This window comes from Abyssicoccus albus (assembly GCF_003815035.1).
GTDB classification, from domain to species: Bacteria; Bacillota; Bacilli; order Staphylococcales; family Abyssicoccaceae; genus Abyssicoccus; species Abyssicoccus albus.
In genome coordinates this window covers 1-21573 of record NZ_RKRK01000003.1, presented here as the reverse complement: position 1 = coordinate 21573, position 21573 = coordinate 1, and the positions used below count along the sequence as shown (strand labels likewise).

Sequence of the window (21573 nt, the reverse complement as noted above, 5' to 3'; positions counted from 1 at the left end):
GATAGTCATGAAAAAAATACTAATCGCTAATCGGGGAGAAATTGCGATACGTGTCATAAGAACGTGCAAAAAGATGGGCATCAAAACAGTCAGTGTCTATTCCAACACAGATCAAGATGCGCTTCATGTTGCAATGGCTGACGAAGCGTATTGTATTGGTCCGTCAAATGCAAAAGATAGCTACTTAAATATGAATAACATCATCACAGCCGCTGAAATGACTGGTGCGGATGCAATTCATCCAGGTTACGGCTTCCTAGCTGAAAATTCTAACTTTGCTAGACGTTGTGCCGAGAATAACATTATATTTATCGGTCCGACGCCGGAGACGATTGATGCGATGGGTGATAAAGCAGAAGCACGTAAAACGATGGTGAAGGCAGGCGTTCCGGTTATACCTGGTTCAAAAGATGTCATTCCAACGATTGAAGAAGCCCGTCAAAAAGCACATGACATCGGTGCACCACTTGTCATTAAAGCAGTAGCCGGTGGTGGCGGCAAAGGGATGAGAATTGTAAGAGATCTGGAAAACTTTGATAATTTATTTCACTCTGCCAAAAATGAGGCATTAAATGCATTTGGTGATGATAGAGTGTACATAGAGAAATTCATTCGAACGGCACGTCATATTGAAGTTCAAGTGATTGGAGATGGGCACGGTGATGCTGTTCATCTATATGACCGTGACTGTTCGGTCCAACGGAATAACCAGAAGTTAATCGAAGAAGCACCTGCAGTGATTGTGCCACAAGATGTTAAAGATCGAATGACGCTTGATGCAGTTAATGCAGCAAAGAACATTAACTATGCTGGTGCTGGAACACTTGAGTTCTTGTATGTTGAAGAAACAGGTGAATATTACTTCTTGGAGATGAACACGCGAATTCAAGTAGAGCATACCGTGACAGAAATGGTTACAGGCATTGATATTGTTGAACAACAAATCAAAGTTGCATTATTTGATACGTTCGAATTAACACAAGATGATATCCAAGTGACTGGATTCGCACTTGAGTGTCGAATTAACGCTGAAGACCCTGACCACGGTTTTAGACCTTCACCGGGAAAAGTTGAACAACTCTTCTTACCGAGTGGACCGGGCGTTAGAATTGATACATTCTTATATCAAAAATATATGATATCACCGTTCTATGACTCTATGATTGCGAAAGTCATTACATTTGATAACACGAGAGAAGGCGCAATTAATCGAATGAAGCTTGCGCTAGACGAGATGGTCATTGGTCAATTCAAGACAAATCTTTTATATCAATACCGTATTTTACAACATCCAAGGTATATGAATAACTTAATCGATATTAAATTTCTTGAGAAAAACTATTTCCTAGAGGGGTGACATTGATGACTAATACGATAGATTTAAATGCAGATTTAGGTGAAAGTTATGGACCTTTTAAGAAAGGTAATGATGAACAAATCATTCCACTCATTTCATCTGCCAATATTGCTTGTGGGTTTCATGCTGGAGACTATCTTGTGATGGATCAAGCCATACAATTGTGTCGTGAACACGGCACTGGTATTGGAGCTCATCCAGCATATCAAGACATTATGGGATTTGGAAGGCGTCATATGGTCTATTCGTATGATGAAATTGAAGCATTGATAACTTATCAAATTGGTGCGTTATATGCATTTTGCATCCGTCATGGTGTCACATTGAACCATGTTAAACCACACGGTGCATTATATAATGATGCTGCAAAGGATAAACAGTTATCTGAAGCCATTGTCAATGCAATTTATGCAATTGACCCGAAATTAAAAGTGATGGGACTCAGTGGCAGTTTGCTCACTCAAGTTGCCGAAGCTAAAGGAATGACGGCGATTCACGAAGTATTTGCCGATCGGAACTACAATGATGACGGCACACTTGTTTCCAGAACTTTAGACAATGCAATGATAGAAAATACAGAGCAAGCGATAGATCATGTTCTACAGATGGTTACAGAAGGGACAGTGACAACAGTGACAGGTAATAAAATGCCGCTCAAAGCCGATTCAATTTGTGTGCACGGTGATGGTGCACATGCATTACAATTTGTTGAGCAGATTAGTGATGCATTAAAGAAAGAAGGCGTATTCGTCAAAACAATATAGGAGGTCATTTATGGAGCAATATAATAACAACACATTAAATAGAAGAAGGTTAATGCTTGGCGCAATATTCTTAATGGTGACGTCAGCAGTAGGACCGGCATTTTTAACACAGACAGCAGTATTTACAGAACAGTTTGCAGCAAGCTTTGCATTTGCAATAATATTAAGTGTCATTATTGATATTGGAGCGCAGTTAAATATATGGCGAGTGCTTACAGTCGCGAACAAACGTGGACAAGACGTTGGAAATATGGTATTACCAGGACTGGGAAGCTTAATTGCAATTTTAATCGTTATTGGCGGATTAGCATTTAATATTGGTAACATTGCTGGTGCTGGTATGGGCTTTAACGCACTACTTGGATTAGATACTCGAATCGGAGCAATTATTGCTGGAGTATTGGCAATTATTATTTTCTCATCGAGGAATGGAACGAAAGTAATGGACGTTGTGACACAACTACTTGGAATTACATTGTTAGTCATTATCGGGATTGTGATGATTAAAGTACAGCCACCATATCAAGAGGCAGCGACTAAAATGATTATACCAGATGATCCGATGAGTTTAGTCATGCCAATCATTACAATTGTTGGTGGATCTGTTGGAGGATATATTACCTTTGCTGGTGCGCATCGATTAATTGAAGCGGGTGTCACAGGAGAAGAGAATTTAGATTTTGTATCTAAATCGGCGAATATCGGTATTATTACTGCTGGTATTATGAGATTCTTACTGTTCTTAGCCGCATTAGGTGTTATTACAGCGGGCGTTACGTTGAGTAAGGATAATCCACCGGCGACCATCTTTGAGTATGCATTAGGAGATGTAGGTCTTAGAATCTTCGGACTTGTGTTGCTTATTGCGGCGATTACTTCAGTGATTGGTGCGGCGTATACGAGTGCATCATTCTTAAGAAGTTTTCATCCTATATTTGACCGTTATAATAATATTGTCATTATTGGATTTATTATTTTTTCAACGATTGTATTTGCATTTATCGGAAAACCTGTTGTATTACTTATTGTAGCAGGTGCATTTAACGGGATGATTATCCCAATAATATTAACTGCGATTTTAATTGGTTCGAGGAAGAAGTCAATTGTTGGTGATTATCATCATCCAACATGGATGATTGTGTTCGGCTATGTTGCAGTGATTATTACATTATTGGCAAGTTTCATTTCGATTCGAGAAGTTATTAGTATGCTTTTTGGATAAGATAGAAGATTAAAGGAGAGGCTATTGTACAATAGCCTCTCCTTTGTTTTTTGTATCTGATTTTTTATTCTGCTTTTCTTTTTTTTGCAATGTTTTTTCGATGAATTGTTTTGTTTTACGTTTAGAGTAACGCTTTTTACTATAATTCAAATTGTCATGGAAATATATACTCATCACGATTCCAAATCCAACCATTGTACTCCAAAGTGCACTACCACCATAACTAATCAATGGAAGAGGTAGCCCTGTGATTGGTAAAAGCTGAATAGTCATGCCGACGTTTTGGAATACTTGATAGATTAACATTGAAATAAATCCAATGATAAAATAAGCGTTGAAGTTAGACGTTGCAAGTGTTGCGATTCGAATGAGATGAATGAACATTGCTAAGAATAACAAAAGAACGATCGATGAGCCAACAAATCCAAATTCTTCACTAATAATTGTAAAGATGAAATCAGTATGGTTTTCTGGAATATAGATGCGGCCGTTCGTGTAACCAACACCGTTAAATTGTCCTGAACCAATCGCTTTTAATGAATTGATCAAATGATATCCACTTTCTGAGCTATAACTGTATGGATCAAGCCAAGAGTATATTCGTCCAAGTTGATAAGGTTGTATGTTGAATACTTTCTCAATTAAATTTGGCTTAAGAATAATTGTTAAAATAATCGTTGAAGATAGTGCGGCGAATGAAATCAGGACTGGAAGTAAAATCTTCCAACTTACACCGGAAACGACAATCATTCCAAGGATAATGGCAATAAAGACTAGTGTAGTGCCGAGATCATTCTGCAATAAGATACATGCTGCAGGAATTAACGACCATAATGCTATCTTAAAGAGAAGCCTAGTATCATTTGCAATGGTACGTTCAACAATATACTTATTATGCTCTGAAATTGTTCTCGCAAGAATTAATATAAGAATAATCTTCATAAATTCTGACGGTTGCACACTGATTGGACCGAGCTTATACCAACTCTGTGCCCCATTAACAATTGGTGTAAAAGGTGTATTAGGTAAAATAATCAATAAAATTAAGCTCAATGTGCCTAATAAATAAAGAGGAAACGTCAATTTTTTCAATAACTTTGGTTTAATGAAGAGCATCATGATTAAAAACAATGCACCAATCACATAATATAACATTTGTCTCGTAGCGAAATTTGTATTGTATTGGCCGCTCGTCATCGCGCTTTTAATAGAAAAGTAACTAATGATTGCAAAGCAACCGATGAATATAATCAGCCACCAATCGATACGATCAATGATTGAACGCGTTTGGGCATTTTTACGACTTAATGTTTCCATATGATTGCCTCAACTTTCTTTTTCAATATGATAATTTTATCAAATCAAACCTTAAAGTTCCAACTTTTTAAAAGCGAACGTTATAGTGTATAATGAAGTTTACTGAATTGAAGATGTGGGAGTGAAGACGGTTGAAAAAAACAATTGTATTAATTTATGGTGGTAAAAGTGCTGAACATGACATTAGTATTTTAACAGCGCAATCTGTTATGAATGCCATTGATAAGGAGAAGTTTGATGTCCATCCATTATATATTGGGGCAGACGGGGAATGGTTTAAAGGAGAACAGATTAAAGGACAGATAGATGATACGACACTATTGAGGAGTTCAATACCTATTCATAATATGATTCAAGCATTAAGAGAAGTTGATGGGAAAGTTGTTGATATTGTATTCCCATTACTACATGGTCCGAATGGTGAAGATGGCACAATACAAGGATTGCTCGATGTCGCGAATATTCCTTACGTTGGGAATGGTGTGTTGAGTTCGTCAGTAGGGATGGATAAACTTGTTGCTAAACAATTATTTACTCAACGTGGCTTGAAGCAATTACCATATGTTGGTTTCCTTCATTCAGAATGGTTAGAATATGAAGACAGTGTGCTTCATTCGATTGATAAGAAGTTACATTTTCCAATGTTCGTCAAACCAGCAAACCTTGGTTCAAGTTTAGGGATTAGTAAAGTAGAATCAACAGAAGAACTCATTGAAGGCATACGACAAGCTTTCAAATATGATCGTAAAGTTGTCGTAGAACAAGGTGTTACTGCACGTGAGATTGAAGTCGGTGTTATTGGTAATGACGAACTACAAACGACTGAGCCAGGTGAAGTCGTAAAGCAAGTAGATTTCTATGACTATGAAGCGAAATATCAAGAAGGTAATGCTTCTTTACAAATACCTGCACATATCGATGAAGAGCAGAAGAAAGTCATGAGACATATGGCGACACAAGCGTTCAAGGCCGCAGATTGTGCAGGACTTGTTCGAGCAGACTTCTTTTTGACCGAAGATGGTTCTATTTATATCAATGAAATTAACACGATGCCAGGGTTTACTAAGTTCAGTATGTTTCCATTATTATGGGCTAATATGAATCTAGCTTATAGTGAATTAATTGAAACATTGATTAACTTAGGGATCGAGCGCTTCGAACAAAGACAATCCATATCGTTTCAAAAAGATTCATAATAGATTATGATGCATGAACGTCAAAGGAGACATAAAGTATTATGATTAATATTTCAATTGAAGATGTATGTAAATACTGTGATGGAGAGATGTATCACGTTAAGGATTCGACAAAGCAGATTCGCGGTGTAACGATCGATTCCAGAGAGGTACAGCAAGATATGCTATTCATTCCGTTACTCGGTGAGCGGACTGATGGGCATCGCTACGTCCAACAATCAAATGATGATGGTGCATTGATATCGTTATGGCAGAGAGATCAAGCGAATAAACCAGAAGGCGTGCCGTTAATTATTGTTGAAGATACGCTTGTAGCGCTTCAACAAATTGCAAAATATTACTTACAGCGTATTAACCCTAAGGTGATTGGAGTCACGGGCTCGAACGGTAAGACGACGACAAAAGATATGATTTATACAGCCCTTCAATCGACTTATAACGTTCAGAAAACAGAAGGTAATTATAATAATGAGATAGGTATGCCACTAACAATATTATCCTTAAACAAAGATTGTGAAGTAGCCATATTGGAAATGGGAATGGATAGATTTCATGATATTGAGTTGCTATCCAACCTGGCAAAACCTGATATTGCAGTCATTACAAATATCGGTGAATCCCATATGGAACATTTAGGATCTAGAGAGGGTATTGCTAAGGCAAAATCTGAAATTACAATTGGACTAAAAGATGAAGGATTATTAATCATTGATGGTGATGAACCGTTATTATCATCTCATCGACAAGAGACTCGTTATAATACGCTAACGGTTGGTTTAGATGAAACTTCACAAATTTTTGTAGATCAAATTGATATACGTGAAGGAATGATTCAGTTTAAGTCGAATCTTACGGATGAAGGGCAATGGATTAAATTATCGCTACTAGGTGAGCACAATGCAAAGAATGCATTATACAGCTTAGTCGTCGCGAAACAATTGAATGTTGATATGACTGAAGCCATTCATCAATTAGCGACTGTTGAATTAACTCCGATGCGTATGCAACCGATTCAAGGATTGAATGGATCACTAATCATTAACGATGCATACAATGCAAGTCCTACGAGTATGATGAGCGCGATTCGTTCGGTGAGAGACTTAAAAGAAAGAGCAATTCTTGTCTTAGGAGATATGCTTGAAATAGGAGATGAGAAAACATCTTACTATAATTCAATGGCGCAACTTATTAATGAAAGTCCATCGATTGAAGCTGTTTATTTATACGGAGAAGATATCGTCATTTTAGAACAACGGATTGACTGTTATTGTAAGCACTTCGAGGATAAAACCTCTATGACATCTGTATTGCAACAAGAAATGAATGAACAGACAGTGATATTGTTTAAAGGATCACGAGGTTTGAAACTTGAAACAATCATCGATGGGATATTAGCAGATAACTAACTCTTTCGTTGTGTTTTGTATGAAGAGGTGTTATACTTATTGATGTTGATAGTAGAAGAACTACTAAATATAATAGATATGTATAGAATGAATCAGTGCATCATCGATTGCACTGATTGTTTTATGTTTAATTAAAGGAGAATAATATATTGGTAAATTTTAAATCACTAGGGCTTTCTGATCAAACTGTGAAAGCATTAGACGAGTTAGGTTTTACAGAACCGACTCCAATTCAAGAGGAAGCGATTCCTTACATGTTAGAAGGACGCGATGTTTTAGGGCAAGCACAGACAGGTACGGGGAAAACTGGAGCTTTCGGACTACCTCTTGTTGAGAAAGTTCAAGCAAATCAAGGTATTCAAGCAATGGTACTGGCGCCGACAAGAGAACTTGCAGTACAAGTTGCAGAGCAATTGAAATCATTCGGTAAATATCATAATTTACGTGTCATCAATATCTTTGGAGGCGTTCCAATCGAACGTCAAATTCAAGGCCTAAAAAAGAAACCTGAAATTATCGTTGGGACACCAGGTCGTGTCATTGATCATTTAAATCGTCGTACGTTAAAGCCTGAAGATATTCATACGTTAATTCTAGATGAAGCAGATGAAATGATGAATATGGGCTTCATCGATGATATGCGATTCATTATGAGCAAATTACCCGCGCATAATCGTCAGACATTGTTATTCTCAGCGACAATGCCGAAAGCAATCCAACAGTTAGTTCAACAATTTATGAACTCTCCTGAGATTGTCAAGACAATGAATCAACAACAGTCAGACCCACAAATAACTGAGTATTATACAATAGTAAAGGAATTAGAAAAGCTTGAGACATTCACGAACTTCTTAGATGTTCATCAGCCAGAACTCGCAATTTGTTTCGGCCGTACGAAGCGTCGTGTAGATGAATTAACAAGTGCATTAATTGCTAAAGGCTATCGTGCAGAAGGATTACATGGGGATATCACACAATCGAAACGTTTAGAAGTGCTAAAGAAATTCAAAAATGATGCATTAGATATTCTTGTAGCAACAGACGTTGCTGCCCGTGGTTTGGATATTTCAGGTGTAACTCATGTTTATAACTTCGATATTCCGCAAGACACAGAATCGTATACACACCGTATTGGACGTACAGGTCGTGCGGGTAAAGAAGGTGTCGCGATTTCTTTAGTTAATCCGATTGAAATGGACTACATCCGTCAAATTGAGAAAGACAAGAATCGTACGATGCAAGCACTACGTCCACCACATGCTGATGAAGTAATGAAAGCACGTAAAGATGATACAGTTCAACGTGTGAAGGATTTACTTAATAAAGGTGATGAACAACAAGACCGTCATACGAAGACGCTTGCATCTGAATTAATCGAAGAATACGGTGATGTAAATGTTGTGACAGCATTATTGAAAGAAATGATGTCACAAAGTGATGATGTCGATGTACAACTTACATTCGAAAAACCATTATCGAAAAAAGCGCAAAATAAATCACGTGGCCGTAAGCGCGGTGGAAACTTTAAAGGAGGCGGCAAAGGACGTCGCGACTTTAAAGGTGGTAACCGTCGTAAATCAAATGATCGCCCAAATAAATCAGGTGAAGGTCGTAAACCGAAAGCTGGATTTAAAGGACGTACGTTTGCAGATCATAAAAAATAATAGTATAAATTATTTATAACACTTATAAGTCATTAAAAGATAATTTATAAAATATTCAGTAAGCTCATTCTATTATGGAATGGGCTTTTTCTTATTGTAAACAGTGATATAATTGGGATAATTAAAATATAAATATCTATTATAACGAAGGGGTTAATAAAATGAAGGAGATTCAACTCTCTAAGAGAGGAATGTACCACTTGATGTGTATCAATTTTATATGGATGTTACTTATAGCAATTGCTGGTATCTACGGTGTAATAACATATTATATTGATGATTGGGTGGAATGGCCTAAATATGTAATTATCGGATTGCTCGTATTAGCATTTATATATCGAGTGTTTATTTATCCATTTTTATACAAAAAATATACATATTTTACTGTATTCAGACAAATGATGAAGATGAAAACTGGTGCGTTTAGTGTGCATGAACAACATACACCACTTGACAGAATTCAAGAGGTACGTGAGTACCAATCATTTATTCAGAAGATGTTTCATGTGAAGAACGTAGAAATCTTTACTGCAGGGACTGAACTCAAAATCAAAAGTATTGATGAAGCAGCGGCAGATGAGATGGTTGAAAATGTAATGTCATACGTCAAAGGGGTGATGAGTGATGTCTAAACATACGTTGCATCCAATCAGTTATATTTCAACATTATTTACATTTTTGAAGTCTTGGATATTACCGATTGTAATTTTACTATTTTTGAATTTTAGTGAGATATTACATGCATTTCGTAAAATTATGAATGGTGAGTTTTCTATAGGGATGTTTAATGAAATCATCGTACCATTTATCCTCGCAATCATTATGACGGTATTTTATTTGTTCACAGTGATAGAAATATATAGAACACGTTTTTATATTGAAGATCGTGTATTTATACACGAAGAAGGCATATTCTCAAGAGCAACAAAAGAAATAGATATTGATCGTATCCAGTCCATCAATATTAAGCAAAACATCGTTGAACGCATTGCAAAAGCTGCTACTCTTGAAATAACGACACCAGGTCAATCGATTGAAGTTAGTTCTATTAAACTAGCTTTTGCCGAGGCGTTAGAAACACAGTTGATGGAGATGAAACAGAGCACATCGAAAGTTGATAAGGAACATCGCAATATAGTGATTGGTGAAACGAGCCAACATAATGAAGATAAAATATTAGATGAAACGAATGAAATCTCAACAGAGGTTAGATTAGATGGACCGACAAGTGATGATCATTATGTAGACCACGCTCAACCATCTAGAACTCAAAAAGTTGATTATTCATACAAGTTATCAATGAAAGACTTATTACTGATGGGAATGACGAGTGGTGCGATCGGGACATTTTTAACATTAGTATTTTCTGCCCTTGCATTGTTTGATGATTTAATCAACTTTGGACCAATATTTGAATGGATAGAAGTCATTGAAAAATCATTTGGTTCGCATTGGATAGGGATTGTTGTACTTGGCCTAATCTTTACATTGATTGCATTTATATTTGGTACGATTTTAAATGTTATAAAATATTATGATTATACAATGGAAGTCCGTGGTGATTATGTTTATATCAGTTTTGGTTTATTTAATAAAGTGACTCGAAATATTCCAAAGTCTCGTGTACAAGGAATCTATGAATCTCAAAATTTATTTAGGAAGTTCATAGGGTATACAGAATTCAATGTTGTCATTACTTCGGAAGATATGCTAAATGCGGATGACGATAGTGAAGGTACGAAAGTCATGATTTTACCTTTTATAAAAAAAGACGAAGGTTTAAATATAATGCAATCATTATTTACACACTATGAGTTCAACTCGGTGAGACGTTGTATACCATGGAGAGCATTTAATCGTTTTATTTTTTGGGAAACAATCATTTTTGTTGTGGCAATGGGCGTTTGTTATTATTTCGATTTAACATGGGGTTATTATGTAGTAGGCGTCTTATACATTATAGGGATACTATCAAATGTCTATGATATGAGAATGAGTGGTTATGCATTAGGCGATAATGAATTATCGATAACTGATACAGGATTATTCTCAATTTCAACGAACTTTATTCGCTATGATAAAATCATGGAACTAGACTTATCTGATAATTATTTCATGAGAAGAAGAAAACTAAAAAATGTAAATGTTAAAATCGCAGCTGGATTACTATCTCACGATGCTGATTTATATAATGCTGAGGCGGATGATGCGTTGGCGATTCGTAATCATTTTTATCGTTATCATGAAGAGAAGGGTGGGGTAATGCGTGAAGAAATTAGATCCTAGTGCACTGTCAATCTATCGGTTACGAACATCAATTGGATATGGAATTCTGTGGCTTATCATTATAATAGTGATGGTTGTATTAATGTTTTGGATGGATATCGATATACACCGTTATGTATACTATGGACTATGTGGGTTATTAGTTATTACACTGTATCACATTTTGATTCAAACGTACTTATCGTATAAATATTATTCATACCAAATTAACCATGATGAAATCACGATTGAGAGAGGTTTCTTATTTAAAAGAGTTGAACATATTCCAATGAATAGAATATATAATGTTGACTATAACGTTGGAATCATTATGAAACGCTATCGTGTCAAAGCACTTTCTATCTCAACGGCAGCTGGTTTGCATGCGATTCCTATCGTTCGTTCAGAGGAAGCAACAGAGATTCGGAAATTTATCAAGTCAAAGATGGTGAAGTAAGTGATTGTTGGGGTTGGAACTGATATCACGACGGTCAGTCGATTTGAACGAATTATTGAGAAGAACGCGAGATTTGCTGCCAAAATTTTAACACCTTCTGAACTATCAGTGTATAATGATAAAAAAGGAATGAATCAATTGCAATATTTAGCCGGTCGCTTTGCAGTTAAAGAAGCGGTGGCTAAAGCATTTGGTACAGGCATTGGCGAGTTAAATTTTCAACATATAGAATGCTTGAACAATGAGCTAGGCGCACCGATTGTCAATGTGATAAATAATCGTATTGACAGTCGTTATCATAATTTAATGATACATGCATCGATTTCACATAACGAAGATCAAGTTGTCGCCTTTGTAGTGATTGAAGAGGAGTGTGTTGAATGAGTAATAAGCATTACCGTAAGACATATCAAGAAGTGAACTTAAACAATATACAACATAATTACAATGTGTTGAAGCAGAAACACTCGAATAAAACAGTGATTGCAGTGGTGAAAGCAGATGCTTATAGTCTAGGAAGTGTCGAAGTTGCAAAAGCATTAGGTGAAGTTGGTGTTGATTTTTTCTGTGTTGCGACGTTAGATGAAGCCATTGAATTAAGAATGAATGGTATTAAATCTAAAATTTTAATTCTTGGCATTATAGAGCCAAAACATATTAATAAAGCGATACAACACCGCGTTGCCGTCACAGTACCGAGTGTAGAATGGCTCAAGAAAGCACGTGCGAAAGTGAAAGATAAATATGATAAAGATGTATGGATGCACATCAATGTCGATACGGGGATGAATCGTCTTGGTGTGAAGGATATTGAAGATATACATGAAATAATTAAAATCATCCATGATAGTGATTACTTTGTATATGAAGGGATATATACTCATTTCAATAGTTCTGATGTAGACCATAATGAGACAATGAGACAATATGAAGCATTCATTGAAATTGTCGATGCGGTTGAGAGACCACAATATGTCCATTGCCAGAACTCAAGTGCAAGCTTGTTATATGATATGGATGATATGACAGCAATTCGAACGGGATTATCATTGTATGGTTATTATCCAGATTTTACTGACGAACAATTAGTCGAAATCAAATCTCTCTATCCATTAAAACCATCCATGAAGTTATATACACACGTCAATCACGTTAAAACGATTCATCAGAATGAAACTGTAAGCTACAATCAAACGTATCAAGCACAACAAGATACAATCATTGCAACGTTACCCATTGGATATGCGGATGGGTTCACACGCATGATGCAAGGCAGCTATGTAGATTCTAATGACGGCCCGTGCGAAATTGTCGGACGAGTAACAATGGATCATATTATGATTAAAGGGAACGAAAATATGGATGTAGGAGATGTAATTACACTCATCGGTGAAAACCAATCACTCGAAGATGTTGCAAAGGTTAATGGAACGATTAGTTACGAAATGCTAACTCGTATGAGTCGTCGATTGACCAAAAGATATATTAAAGATGATCAGGTATATGAATTCAATCAAATCTTAAAATAAAATTAACAATAAACAACTTTAACTGTCGTTGTAAAGATGTTATGATTAAGTAGACAAAAGGTTTATGCATTTATTGTTTTATTGTTGATTCTAATAACAGAGTATCTCGTTTTGAATCTATACTATGACTTGAGTGGGGGTAGTGTAATGTCTGCAACAATGGTGAACTTTAATACAGTGCTTGCTGAAGGTTACAAAGAAATGAGTGAACTGAATCTAGAAATTTCTAGAGATTATATTGATTTAGAATGTGAAGCTTGTAACTGTAATGAAGACTTTATTTATAGACAAGCTAGTAAAGCTGGTGAATAAATGAAGCGTGGAGATGTATATTTAGCTGATTTATCACCTGTCAAAGGGTCTGAACAAGGTGGTAAACGGCCGGTTGTTATTATTCAAAATAACACAGGGAATAAATATAGCCCAACAGTTATTGTTGCGGCAATTACAGGTAAAATTAATAAAGCGAAGATTCCTACGCATGTAGAAATCGACGCTGATACATACCATTTAGACATGGATTCTGTTATACTATTAGAACAAATTAGGACAATTGATAAGAAACGTTTACTTGAACGTTTGACGAATTTATCCGAGGAAAAGATGAAAGAAGTAGATAATGCATTGGCAATTAGTGTAGACCTTCATCCATTGACATAATCATTTTTAGCATTAAGTTTACTAACTTAATGCTTTTTTTATACAGAAAGGAAGACCTAAGGTGGAAAAACTTGATAATATTATTACTCATTATGAACAAATACTAAAACAGTATAAAAAAAAATCAAAAGAGGAGCATTTGGTTGAACAGGCTCAAAAACTTAGTCAGCAACTCATAGAATTTGAAATATCTCCTGAGGAAGTTGTATCCCTTCATCGTAACATTACGACGACAAATAATTTTAATAAAGATGAAATATTACAGTCACTAGATATACTTATGGAAATTATCTCAGCTTATGGATTTTCTTATCGTGAGTATTTAGATTTATTAAAGAGGGCAGAACAACTTGACCATGATGTGGATGTTGCGGCTAGTTTACAAGAAACAATGCTTCAAACAACTTTCCCAGCAGTTGAAGGCCTAGATATGGGCGTGGTGAGTAAAGCGGCCAAAAAAGTTAACGGGGATTACTATAATGTTTTGACACACTATGATCACAAAGTTAGTTTTGCTATTGCGGATGTTATAGGTAAAGGAATACCTGCGGCACTCGCTATGAGTATGATTAAATTTGGAATGGATTCTTATGGACAGTCAAAAATGCCAGATGATGCATTAAAAAAATTAAATCGAGTTGTTGAGCGGAATATTAATCAAAATATGTTTGTAACCATGTTCTATGGTCTGTACGACTATCAAAATCATCACTTTTATTATTCGTCTGCCGGGCATGAACCTGCTTTTTACTACAGTGCTAAACATCAGACATTTAGTCGTATTAGTACGAAAGGCATTGTCATGGGGGTAACACTAGATGCTCAGTTCGAACAAAAAGAACTTCATTTTGAGCCCGGTGATATTTTAATTGTTGTGACAGACGGAGTTACAGAACTTCGAAAAAATGATGGTGAATTCATAAGTGATGATGAACTAGAACTACTATTTAGAGAACATATTGAATCTACACCGCAAGTTATGGTGAATAATTTATTCGAGTCATTAAATAAACTTCAATATCAAAACAAAAAAGATGATCTAACGTTATTCGTTCTAAAAAGAACTGATTAGATTAAAATCAGATTAAAATTTGTCTTCTAATTATGTTTAAGGGATTACAGATGCGGGTACTTCAATGAATAGTAGGTGAATAATGACTAGGAGTGATGCGATATGAACTTAAATATAGAACAAAGTGAATATGATAAATATTATGATGTAAAGTTAAACGGTGAATTAGATGTGTATACAGCACCTGAACTGCGTTCAGTGTTGGAACCGTTACGCGAAAAGGGAGATAAAGATATTCATATCGACTTAGAAGAGCTATCATATATGGATAGTACGGGTCTTGGAATATTTGTTGGAACGATTAAAGAATTAAATAAAAATGAAAAGAATCTTTATGTTCTGAATGCTTCTGAACGTATATTTAAATTATTCGAAATTACAGGATTAAATGGATTAATGTATGTTAATGAGAAAGCAGAGGTGGACATTGATGAATAATCAATCTTACGAACAAGTTGAGATGAGAATTCCAGCCAAAGCTGAGTACGTTGGACTTGTTAGGTTGTCAATGTCAGGAATATTAAATAGGCAAGGATTTAGCTATGATGATATCGAAGATGTTAAAATAGCATTAAGTGAAGCATTAACAAATGCTGTCAAACATGCTTACTCTAATCAAGAGGATGGACAAATTTCAGTCGGATTTGTAATGTTTGAAGATAAGATTGAAATTATTGTTTCTGATTCAGGAAAAAGTTTCGATTATGAACAGAAGAAAAGAGAGCTTGGTCCATATTCGGAAGAAGAAAATATTAACTTCTTACGTGAAGGAGGGCTTGGTTTATTCTTAATTGAGACATTGATGGATGATGTCAAAGTTCATAAAGATCAAGGTGTGACGATTAGCATGTCAAAATATCTTATGGCTAAAGAGGTGCAACAACATGACCAAGACCAAGGGAACGGACAATTACAAAAACGTTAGTCAAGAGACAATTCTAAAATGGGTCAAAGCGGTTCAACAAGATGATGACCAAATGGCCAAAACCTATCTCGTTGAACATTTTCAAAATCTTGTTGAATCTTTAGCGTACAAATATTCGAAAGGACAGTCACACCATGAAGATTTAGTTCAAGTTGGAATGGTTGGACTATTAGGCTCTATTGAACGATTTGATACGAGTTTTGAACGAAAGTTTGAAGCTTTTTTAGTCCCGACCGTCATCGGTGAAATTAAACGGTATTTACGAGATAAGACATGGAGTGTGCATGTCCCGAGGCGGATTAAAGAATTGGGACCTAAAATAAAAAAAGCGAATGACCAATTAACAAATGAGTTGGGGTACTCTCCAAGTGTGAATGATATTGCAGAGTATTTAGAAGAAGATATTGAGAATGTTTTAGAAGCTATGGAGATGGGCCAAAGCTACAACGCTTTAAGTGTAGACCATAGTATCGAAGCTGATAAAGATGGCTCAACTGTCACGTTATTAGATATTATGGGGAATGACGATTCAGGGTATGATTTAAGTGAAAAACGACTTATGCTACAACGAGTGCTTCCTGTATTGTCAGATCGTGAACGTGAAATTATTCAGTATACATATATTGAGAATTTAAGCCAAAAAGAAACCGGTGAGAAGATTGGTTTAAGTCAAATGCATGTTTCAAGGTTACAACGATCTGCAATTAAGAAGTTAAAAGAAGCAATTGCTAACGAACAATAAGGCTTCCAACCTTAAATGGAAGTCTTATTTTGTATTGTTTAAATTATAGAATGAGAATGAGGAGTTTTTTGTATGATGGATTTAATTAAATCTACAGCTAAACAACTAAATATTAAACCGAGTTCTGTGAAAGCAGTCTTAGAATTGTTAAATGATTCAAATACAGTACCGTTTATCGCGCGATATCGTAAAGAAATGACTGGTGGCTTAACTGAAATAGAGATTAAGCAAATTGATGATATTTATCGATATGAATTAAGTGTAAAAGAGCGGAAAGAACAAGTGATTGCAAATATTGAAGAGCAAGGCTTAATGACAGATGAACTAAGAAATGAAATTATGGTTCAAACAAAATTGCAACGTATTGAAGATTTATACCGACCGTTCAAACAAAAAAAGAAAACACGAGCAACAGAAGCAAAACGAAAAGGATTAGAGCCTTTAGCTAAACTTATGAAAAGTGCACAAAGTGAAGATTTAGAAGGAACTGCTAAAGACTTTTTATCAGAAGAAGTGACAACGGTAGCAGAAGCAATAGACGGTGCAAAAGATATTATTGCGGAAGAAATTAGTGATGATGCAAAGCTTCGAAAATATATATTAGATTTTACATTTAAAAGAGGGTCGATCAAAACTCAAAGAAAAAAGAATATCGATGATCCAAAAAAGATTTATGAACAGTATTATGATTATGAAGAACCATTGAAAGGGTTAGTACCTCATCGAGTCCTTGCGATGAACCGAGCAGAAAAAGAAAAGATGATTTCTGTCAAAATTAAACAAGACGAAGATTTTTTAAATAAATATGTGTACAATCAGAACTTTGATAAAACACATCCATATAAAGATCATTTAGAAGATGTTGTAAAAGATGCGCTGAAAAGATTGATACTCCCAAGTATAGAACGTGAAGTTAGAAATCATTATACAGAAACTGCTGAAGATCAAGCAATTGATGTATTTAGTAAAAACTTACAAGCATTATTACTACAACCACCATTGAAAGGTTTAACAATCCTAGGCGTAGACCCAGCGTATAGAACTGGATGTAAACTCGCAGTTATTAGCGCAACGGGAAGTTTCGTATCGAAGTCAGTGATTTATCCACATCCACCGATAAATAAATTGAAAGAAGCGACTGAAGAAGTTCTTTCGATGATTAAAGCGCATGATGTGCAATTAATTGCAATTGGTAACGGTACTGCTTCTAGAGAAACAGAGCAATTTATTGCTCAAATTATTTCAGAGTATGGGCTAAATGTTCAATTTATTATCGTGAATGAGGCAGGAGCAAGTGTTTATTCAGCAAGTGAAGTGGCACGTGATGAGTTTCCTGAATTTAATGTCGAAGAGAGAAGTGCAGTCAGTATTGCAAGACGTGTATTAGATCCATTAAGTGAACTTGTCAAAATCGACCCAAAGTCAATTGGTGTGGGTCAATACCAACATGATGTAAATCAATCGAAATTAAATGATACATTAACATTTGTTGTCGAGACAGCCGTAAACCAAGTCGGTGTCAATGTTAATACTGCAAGTGCATCGTTAATGCAATACGTATCTGGTTTATCTAGCCGTGTCGTCAATAATATTATTGAATATCGTGAGGAGCATAACGGTTTCACTCATTCTAACCAGATTACGAAAGTTCCTAGACTGGGAGCAAAAACATATGAACAAAGTATTGGATTTTTAAGAATTATAGATGGAGAAGAACCTTTAGATCGTACACCTATTCACCCTGAATCATATCAAGCAACATATAATTTGCTTGATTCTATTGGTTGTACAACTCGTGATTTAGGAACAGACCATCTGAAAGAAGCATTAGATGAAGTAGATATTAATAAACAAAGTGAGTTATTAAATATAGGTCAGATGACGTTAGTAGATATTATTGAAGCATTGAAAACACCCGAACGTGATCCTAGAGATGAATACACTGTTCCTGAATTAAAGTCCGATGTATTGTCGATGGAAGACTTAACTGTCGGAATGAAGTTATCTGGAACAGTTCGTAACGTTGTAGACTTTGGAGCATTCATCGATATTGGTGTTAAACAAGATGGACTCGTTCATATTTCAAAAATGAGCCATCAATTTATTAAGCATCCAATGGATAAGTTGTCTGTTGGTGATATTGTAGAAGTTACAGTGATAGAAATTGATTTAGAAAAAGAGAGAATCGCTTTATCTATGATATAATTTTAACTATAATAAAGAGGGACTTGTTCATATGAACAAGTCCCTCTTTAATAATTAAAAAATTATTTTCCGTTTGCTTCAAGTACTCTTGAAATTTCAATATTTAAACCTTCAGCTAAACGCTCACCATATTCTTTATCTGCTTGGTAACAGTTATAAATATGACGCATCTTCACTTCATCTGTTACAGGCATAATATCAGCGACAGTATTTTGAATTAATCGTTGTTTTTCATCTTCTGATTGTAATCTCCATAATTTACCTGGTTGTTCATAATACATACTATCATCTTCACGGAAATTCCATTCATATGCTGCGCCAGTTAATTCAAGCTCAGGCTCTTTATATTGAGATTGATCTTGATGAGCACCATAGCTATTTGGATAGTAGTTTAATTTAGAACCATAATTACCATCTACACGCATTGCTCCATCTCTTGAGAATGGACAAACCTGAGAAGAATCTACACCTTTAGGTGAGTTGACAGGAATTTGGAAATGGTTAACACCTAAACGATAACGTTGTGTATCACCATAAGAGAATAAACGACCTTGTAACATCTTATCTGGTGAGAATCCAATACCAGGTACAATTGTTGTAGGTGCAAATGCTGCTTGTTCAACTTCAGCAAAATAGTTATCTGGGTTACGGTTTAATTCGAATTCACCAACTTCAATTAATGGGAATTCATCTTTATACCAAACTTTTGTTAAATCAAATGGGTTATATGGCATATTTTTTGCTTGTTCTTCAGTCATAACTTGAATATACATTTTCCACTTAGGGAAGTTACCGTCTTCAATCGCATTATATAAATCACGTTGTGAATGTTCACGATCTTTAGCTACGATATTTTCAGCTTCTGTGTCAGTAAAGTTTTTAATACCTTGTTGAGTTCTAAAATGGAATTTCACCCAATGACGAATCCCTTCAGCGTTGATGAAGCTATAAGTATGTGAACCAAAACCATGCATATGACGGAATCCTGCTGGAATACCGCGATCACTCATTACAATAGTAACTTGATGTAATGCCTCTGGAAGTGAGCTCCAGAAGTCCCAGTTACTTTGTGGGTTATGCATGTTAGTACGTGGATCACGTTTTACAACGTGATTCAAACTTGCAAAAAGCTTAGGATCACGGAAGAAGAACACTGGAGTGTTATTACCAACTAAATCCCAGTTCCCTTCATCTGTGTAAAATTTTAGTGCAAATCCACGAATATCACGTTCAGTATCTGCAGCACCGCGTTCACCTGCAACTGTTGAAAAACGTGCAAACATTTCAGTTTGTTTACCAACTTCACTAAAAATTGAAGCTTTAGTATATTGTGTAATATCATTTGTCACTGTGAATGTACCAAAAGCACCAGAACCTTTCGCATGCATACGACGCTCTGGAATTACTTCGCGATCAAAGTGAGCCATTTGTTCTATGAAATAGTGATCTTGCATTAATAATGGACCACGTGGTCCAGCAGTCATTGAATTCTCACGATCACCAACAGGAGCACCAAAGTTAGTCGTTAAATTACCATATTCCATATCTTTTTTCTCTTGTTCACTATAATCTTTATCAAATTTATTTTCAGTCATAAATAGCCTCCTAGAATGAATAATGTAATGATAATAATAGGTAATTCTATTATTTATAATAATTATAACATAATAATAATTATAAATAAAAGATAAATGTTTTTAAATTCAATTGTATTTTTAAATTAATTTAAAAGAGGAAATACTACATTTTTAATATCTTCCTATATATATTATAGGATATTATTTTATGGAGTTCATAATATATGCTTGTATGACTTTAAACTACTTCTTCCTTATCTAAAAAACAATTTTTTATTACAATATAATATTAGAGCGTACAGAATTAAAAATAAATACAGATCTGCGTGTATAATAAATGAGCTGTATTTAAAGATATGTTATATGTGAAAAAATAAATAAAAGTATTAAATAAATGTATTTATAAAATATACATTATCGTTACTTATTATTTATTAACAACAATTACTTGTGATAATTTATTTGTGATAACGATCTTAAATTAAGTATGTATGAGAGTATGATGGTACAAATAATAATATAAAATTATATAATAAAAAAAGACTATTATATGAAGTAATTATTTACTATAAAATCATAAAATAAAAGTTCAAAAAATATATTGACTGATAAAAAATATTATAGTAATATAAATATCGTTGTTAAATTAATAGGCCCCTTGGTCAAGCGGTTAAGACACCGCCCTTTCACGGCGGTAACACGGGTTCGAATCCCGTAGGGGTCACCATTTGATGCGAATGTCAATTTTAATATTGACGTTGTTGCGAGATATATGGTATATTTAAATAACGGAAAGCGTATTGTAAATAATATTAATTTATTGTTAAGAAAATATAAAAAAATATTAAATTAATCTAAAAATATTATTGACAAGACAATTAACCTTTATTATAATAATTATTGTCGCTTTTGATAAGTCGTTCACCACGCGGTCGTGGCGGAATGGCAGACGCGCTAGGTTGAGGGCCTAGTGAGAGTGATCTCGTGGAGGTTCAAGTCCTCTCGACCGCATCGATTTCTAATTATATATCGCGGGTGTAGTTTAGTGGTAAAACCTCAGCCTTCCAAGCTGATGTTGTCGGTTCGATTCCGATCACCCGCTCCATTTATTTATACCTATATAGAACATTGAAAACTAAATCAAGAAAGTCAACGTTAATTCCGATAGAAGAGTCATTCCCTAAAGGGATGAAGAGAAGCAAGGCAAACTTTTAA

20 protein-coding genes and 3 tRNA genes are annotated in these 21573 nt (G+C 35.1%); 21 read left to right on the top strand and 2 right to left on the bottom strand.

Annotated features, from left to right (window positions below; translation table 11 throughout):
• The first annotated feature begins 7 nt into the window (after positions 1-7).
• Genes accC through EDD62_RS05175 form a run of 3 tightly spaced genes read left to right on the top strand, consistent with a single transcriptional unit; the run spans position 8 to position 3343 of the window.
• Positions 8-1357 (top strand): acetyl-CoA carboxylase biotin carboxylase subunit, encoded by a 1350-nt coding sequence (gene accC / locus EDD62_RS05185; RefSeq protein ID WP_123807811.1) that lies wholly within the window; start codon positions 8-10, stop codon positions 1355-1357.
• A gap of 5 nt (positions 1358-1362) precedes the next feature.
• Positions 1363-2121, top strand: coding sequence for a 5-oxoprolinase subunit PxpA (locus EDD62_RS05180; RefSeq protein WP_123807810.1), 759 nt, complete (start codon positions 1363-1365; stop codon positions 2119-2121).
• 10 nt (positions 2122-2131) lie between these two features.
• Complete coding sequence (locus tag EDD62_RS05175) at positions 2132-3343, top strand: NRAMP family divalent metal transporter (protein ID WP_123807809.1); 1212 nt, start codon at positions 2132-2134, stop codon at positions 3341-3343.
• Between the two features lie 21 nt (positions 3344-3364).
• On the opposite strand, the gene EDD62_RS05170 is transcribed toward EDD62_RS05175, so the two are convergent.
• Entirely contained in the window at positions 3365-4660 is a 1296-nt protein-coding gene (locus EDD62_RS05170; RefSeq protein ID WP_123807808.1) for an FtsW/RodA/SpoVE family cell cycle protein, read from the bottom strand.
• Positions 4661-4791: 131 nt separating this feature from the next.
• Between EDD62_RS05170 and EDD62_RS05165 the strand changes: the two genes are divergently transcribed.
• From EDD62_RS05165 to EDD62_RS05100, 15 genes are all read left to right on the top strand, one after another.
• Entirely contained in the window at positions 4792-5856 is a 1065-nt protein-coding gene (locus EDD62_RS05165) for a D-alanine--D-alanine ligase (RefSeq protein ID WP_123807807.1), read from the top strand.
• Positions 5857-5897: 41 nt separating this feature from the next.
• The gene (locus EDD62_RS05160) at positions 5898-7262 is read left to right on the top strand and encodes a UDP-N-acetylmuramoyl-tripeptide--D-alanyl-D-alanine ligase (protein ID WP_123807806.1); all 1365 of its coding nucleotides are present in this window, start codon (positions 5898-5900) and stop codon (positions 7260-7262) included.
• A 149-nt stretch (positions 7263-7411) separates the two neighbouring features.
• Positions 7412-8926 carry a DEAD/DEAH box helicase gene (locus EDD62_RS05155; protein ID WP_123807805.1) on the top strand — a complete coding sequence of 505 codons (1515 nt, stop codon included), beginning with the start codon at positions 7412-7414 and terminating at the stop codon, positions 8924-8926.
• 161 nt (positions 8927-9087) lie between these two features.
• Positions 9088-9558, top strand: coding sequence for a PH domain-containing protein (locus tag EDD62_RS05150; protein ID WP_077139812.1), 471 nt, complete (start codon positions 9088-9090; stop codon positions 9556-9558).
• Complete coding sequence (locus EDD62_RS05145) at positions 9551-11212, top strand: PH domain-containing protein (protein ID WP_123807804.1); 1662 nt, start codon at positions 9551-9553, stop codon at positions 11210-11212. The genes EDD62_RS05150 and EDD62_RS05145 overlap by 8 nt, the downstream gene beginning before the upstream one ends.
• On the top strand, positions 11193-11648 hold the full coding sequence (locus tag EDD62_RS05140) for a PH domain-containing protein (RefSeq protein WP_077139814.1): 456 nt from the start codon (positions 11193-11195) through the stop codon (positions 11646-11648). Before EDD62_RS05145 ends, EDD62_RS05140 begins: the two co-directional genes overlap by 20 nt.
• Positions 11649-12032 carry a holo-ACP synthase gene (acpS, locus tag EDD62_RS05135; protein ID WP_123807803.1) on the top strand — a complete coding sequence of 128 codons (384 nt, stop codon included), beginning with the start codon at positions 11649-11651 and terminating at the stop codon, positions 12030-12032.
• Positions 12029-13177: an alanine racemase gene (gene alr / locus EDD62_RS05130; protein WP_123807802.1), complete on the top strand. Its 1149-nt coding sequence runs from the start codon at positions 12029-12031 to the stop codon at positions 13175-13177. The genes acpS and alr overlap by 4 nt, the downstream gene beginning before the upstream one ends.
• Before the next feature lie 147 nt (positions 13178-13324).
• Positions 13325-13489 carry a hypothetical protein gene (locus tag EDD62_RS09180; RefSeq protein WP_170152780.1) on the top strand — a complete coding sequence of 55 codons (165 nt, stop codon included), beginning with the start codon at positions 13325-13327 and terminating at the stop codon, positions 13487-13489.
• Positions 13490-13837 carry a type II toxin-antitoxin system PemK/MazF family toxin gene (locus EDD62_RS05125; RefSeq protein ID WP_077139817.1) on the top strand — a complete coding sequence of 116 codons (348 nt, stop codon included), beginning with the start codon at positions 13490-13492 and terminating at the stop codon, positions 13835-13837. It abuts the gene before it with no gap.
• A gap of 61 nt (positions 13838-13898) precedes the next feature.
• Complete coding sequence (locus tag EDD62_RS05120; RefSeq protein ID WP_083705811.1) at positions 13899-14909, top strand: SpoIIE family protein phosphatase; 1011 nt, start codon at positions 13899-13901, stop codon at positions 14907-14909.
• A 102-nt stretch (positions 14910-15011) separates the two neighbouring features.
• Positions 15012-15347, top strand: a complete 336-nt coding sequence (locus EDD62_RS05115; protein WP_123807801.1) for an anti-sigma factor antagonist — start codon at positions 15012-15014, stop codon at positions 15345-15347.
• On the top strand, positions 15340-15834 hold the full coding sequence (gene rsbW, locus EDD62_RS05110; RefSeq protein WP_077139819.1) for an anti-sigma B factor RsbW: 495 nt from the start codon (positions 15340-15342) through the stop codon (positions 15832-15834). The genes EDD62_RS05115 and rsbW overlap by 8 nt, the downstream gene beginning before the upstream one ends.
• Positions 15794-16576, top strand: a complete 783-nt coding sequence (sigB, locus tag EDD62_RS05105; RefSeq protein ID WP_077139820.1) for an RNA polymerase sigma factor SigB — start codon at positions 15794-15796, stop codon at positions 16574-16576. The genes rsbW and sigB overlap by 41 nt, the downstream gene beginning before the upstream one ends.
• 75 nt (positions 16577-16651) lie before the next feature.
• Positions 16652-18781, top strand: a complete 2130-nt coding sequence (locus EDD62_RS05100) for a Tex family protein (protein WP_123808091.1) — start codon at positions 16652-16654, stop codon at positions 18779-18781.
• A gap of 62 nt (positions 18782-18843) precedes the next feature.
• Here the strand turns inward: EDD62_RS05100 and EDD62_RS05095 are convergent, their stop codons facing one another.
• The gene (locus EDD62_RS05095) at positions 18844-20325 is read right to left on the bottom strand and encodes a catalase (protein ID WP_077141107.1); all 1482 of its coding nucleotides are present in this window, start codon (positions 20323-20325) and stop codon (positions 18844-18846) included.
• A 685-nt stretch (positions 20326-21010) separates the two neighbouring features.
• Between EDD62_RS05095 and EDD62_RS05090 the strand changes: the two genes are divergently transcribed.
• The 3 genes from EDD62_RS05090 (at position 21011) to EDD62_RS05080 (ending at position 21463) form a co-directional block, all read left to right on the top strand.
• A tRNA-Glu gene (locus EDD62_RS05090) sits at positions 21011-21085 on the top strand.
• Between the two features lie 201 nt (positions 21086-21286).
• Positions 21287-21369, top strand: a tRNA-Leu gene (locus EDD62_RS05085).
• 20 nt (positions 21370-21389) lie between these two features.
• Positions 21390-21463 (top strand) — tRNA-Gly (locus EDD62_RS05080).
• The last annotated feature ends 110 nt before the right edge of the window (positions 21464-21573 follow it).

Bases quoted from the DNA above. Each gene is read 5' to 3' on its own strand.
- accC (WP_123807811.1), top strand. From the start codon at position 8: ATGAAAAAAATACTAATCGCTAATCGGGGAGAAATTGCGATACGTGTC.
- EDD62_RS05180 (WP_123807810.1), top strand. From the start codon at position 1,363: ATGACTAATACGATAGATTTAAATGCAGATTTAGGTGAAAGTTATGGA.
- EDD62_RS05175 (WP_123807809.1), top strand. From the start codon at position 2,132: ATGGAGCAATATAATAACAACACATTAAATAGAAGAAGGTTAATGCTT.
- EDD62_RS05170 (WP_123807808.1), bottom strand. From the start codon at position 4,660: ATGGAAACATTAAGTCGTAAAAATGCCCAAACGCGTTCAATCATTGAT.
- EDD62_RS05160 (WP_123807806.1), top strand. From the start codon at position 5,898: ATGATTAATATTTCAATTGAAGATGTATGTAAATACTGTGATGGAGAG.
- EDD62_RS05150 (WP_077139812.1), top strand. From the start codon at position 9,088: ATGAAGGAGATTCAACTCTCTAAGAGAGGAATGTACCACTTGATGTGT.
- EDD62_RS05145 (WP_123807804.1), top strand. From the start codon at position 9,551: ATGTCTAAACATACGTTGCATCCAATCAGTTATATTTCAACATTATTT.
- alr (WP_123807802.1), top strand. From the start codon at position 12,029: ATGAGTAATAAGCATTACCGTAAGACATATCAAGAAGTGAACTTAAAC.
- EDD62_RS09180 (WP_170152780.1), top strand. From the start codon at position 13,325: ATGTCTGCAACAATGGTGAACTTTAATACAGTGCTTGCTGAAGGTTAC.
- EDD62_RS05125 (WP_077139817.1), top strand. From the start codon at position 13,490: ATGAAGCGTGGAGATGTATATTTAGCTGATTTATCACCTGTCAAAGGG.
- EDD62_RS05115 (WP_123807801.1), top strand. From the start codon at position 15,012: ATGAACTTAAATATAGAACAAAGTGAATATGATAAATATTATGATGTA.
- rsbW (WP_077139819.1), top strand. From the start codon at position 15,340: ATGAATAATCAATCTTACGAACAAGTTGAGATGAGAATTCCAGCCAAA.
- sigB (WP_077139820.1), top strand. From the start codon at position 15,794: ATGACCAAGACCAAGGGAACGGACAATTACAAAAACGTTAGTCAAGAG.
- EDD62_RS05100 (WP_123808091.1), top strand. From the start codon at position 16,652: ATGGATTTAATTAAATCTACAGCTAAACAACTAAATATTAAACCGAGT.
- EDD62_RS05095 (WP_077141107.1), bottom strand. From the start codon at position 20,325: ATGGAATATGGTAATTTAACGACTAACTTTGGTGCTCCTGTTGGTGAT.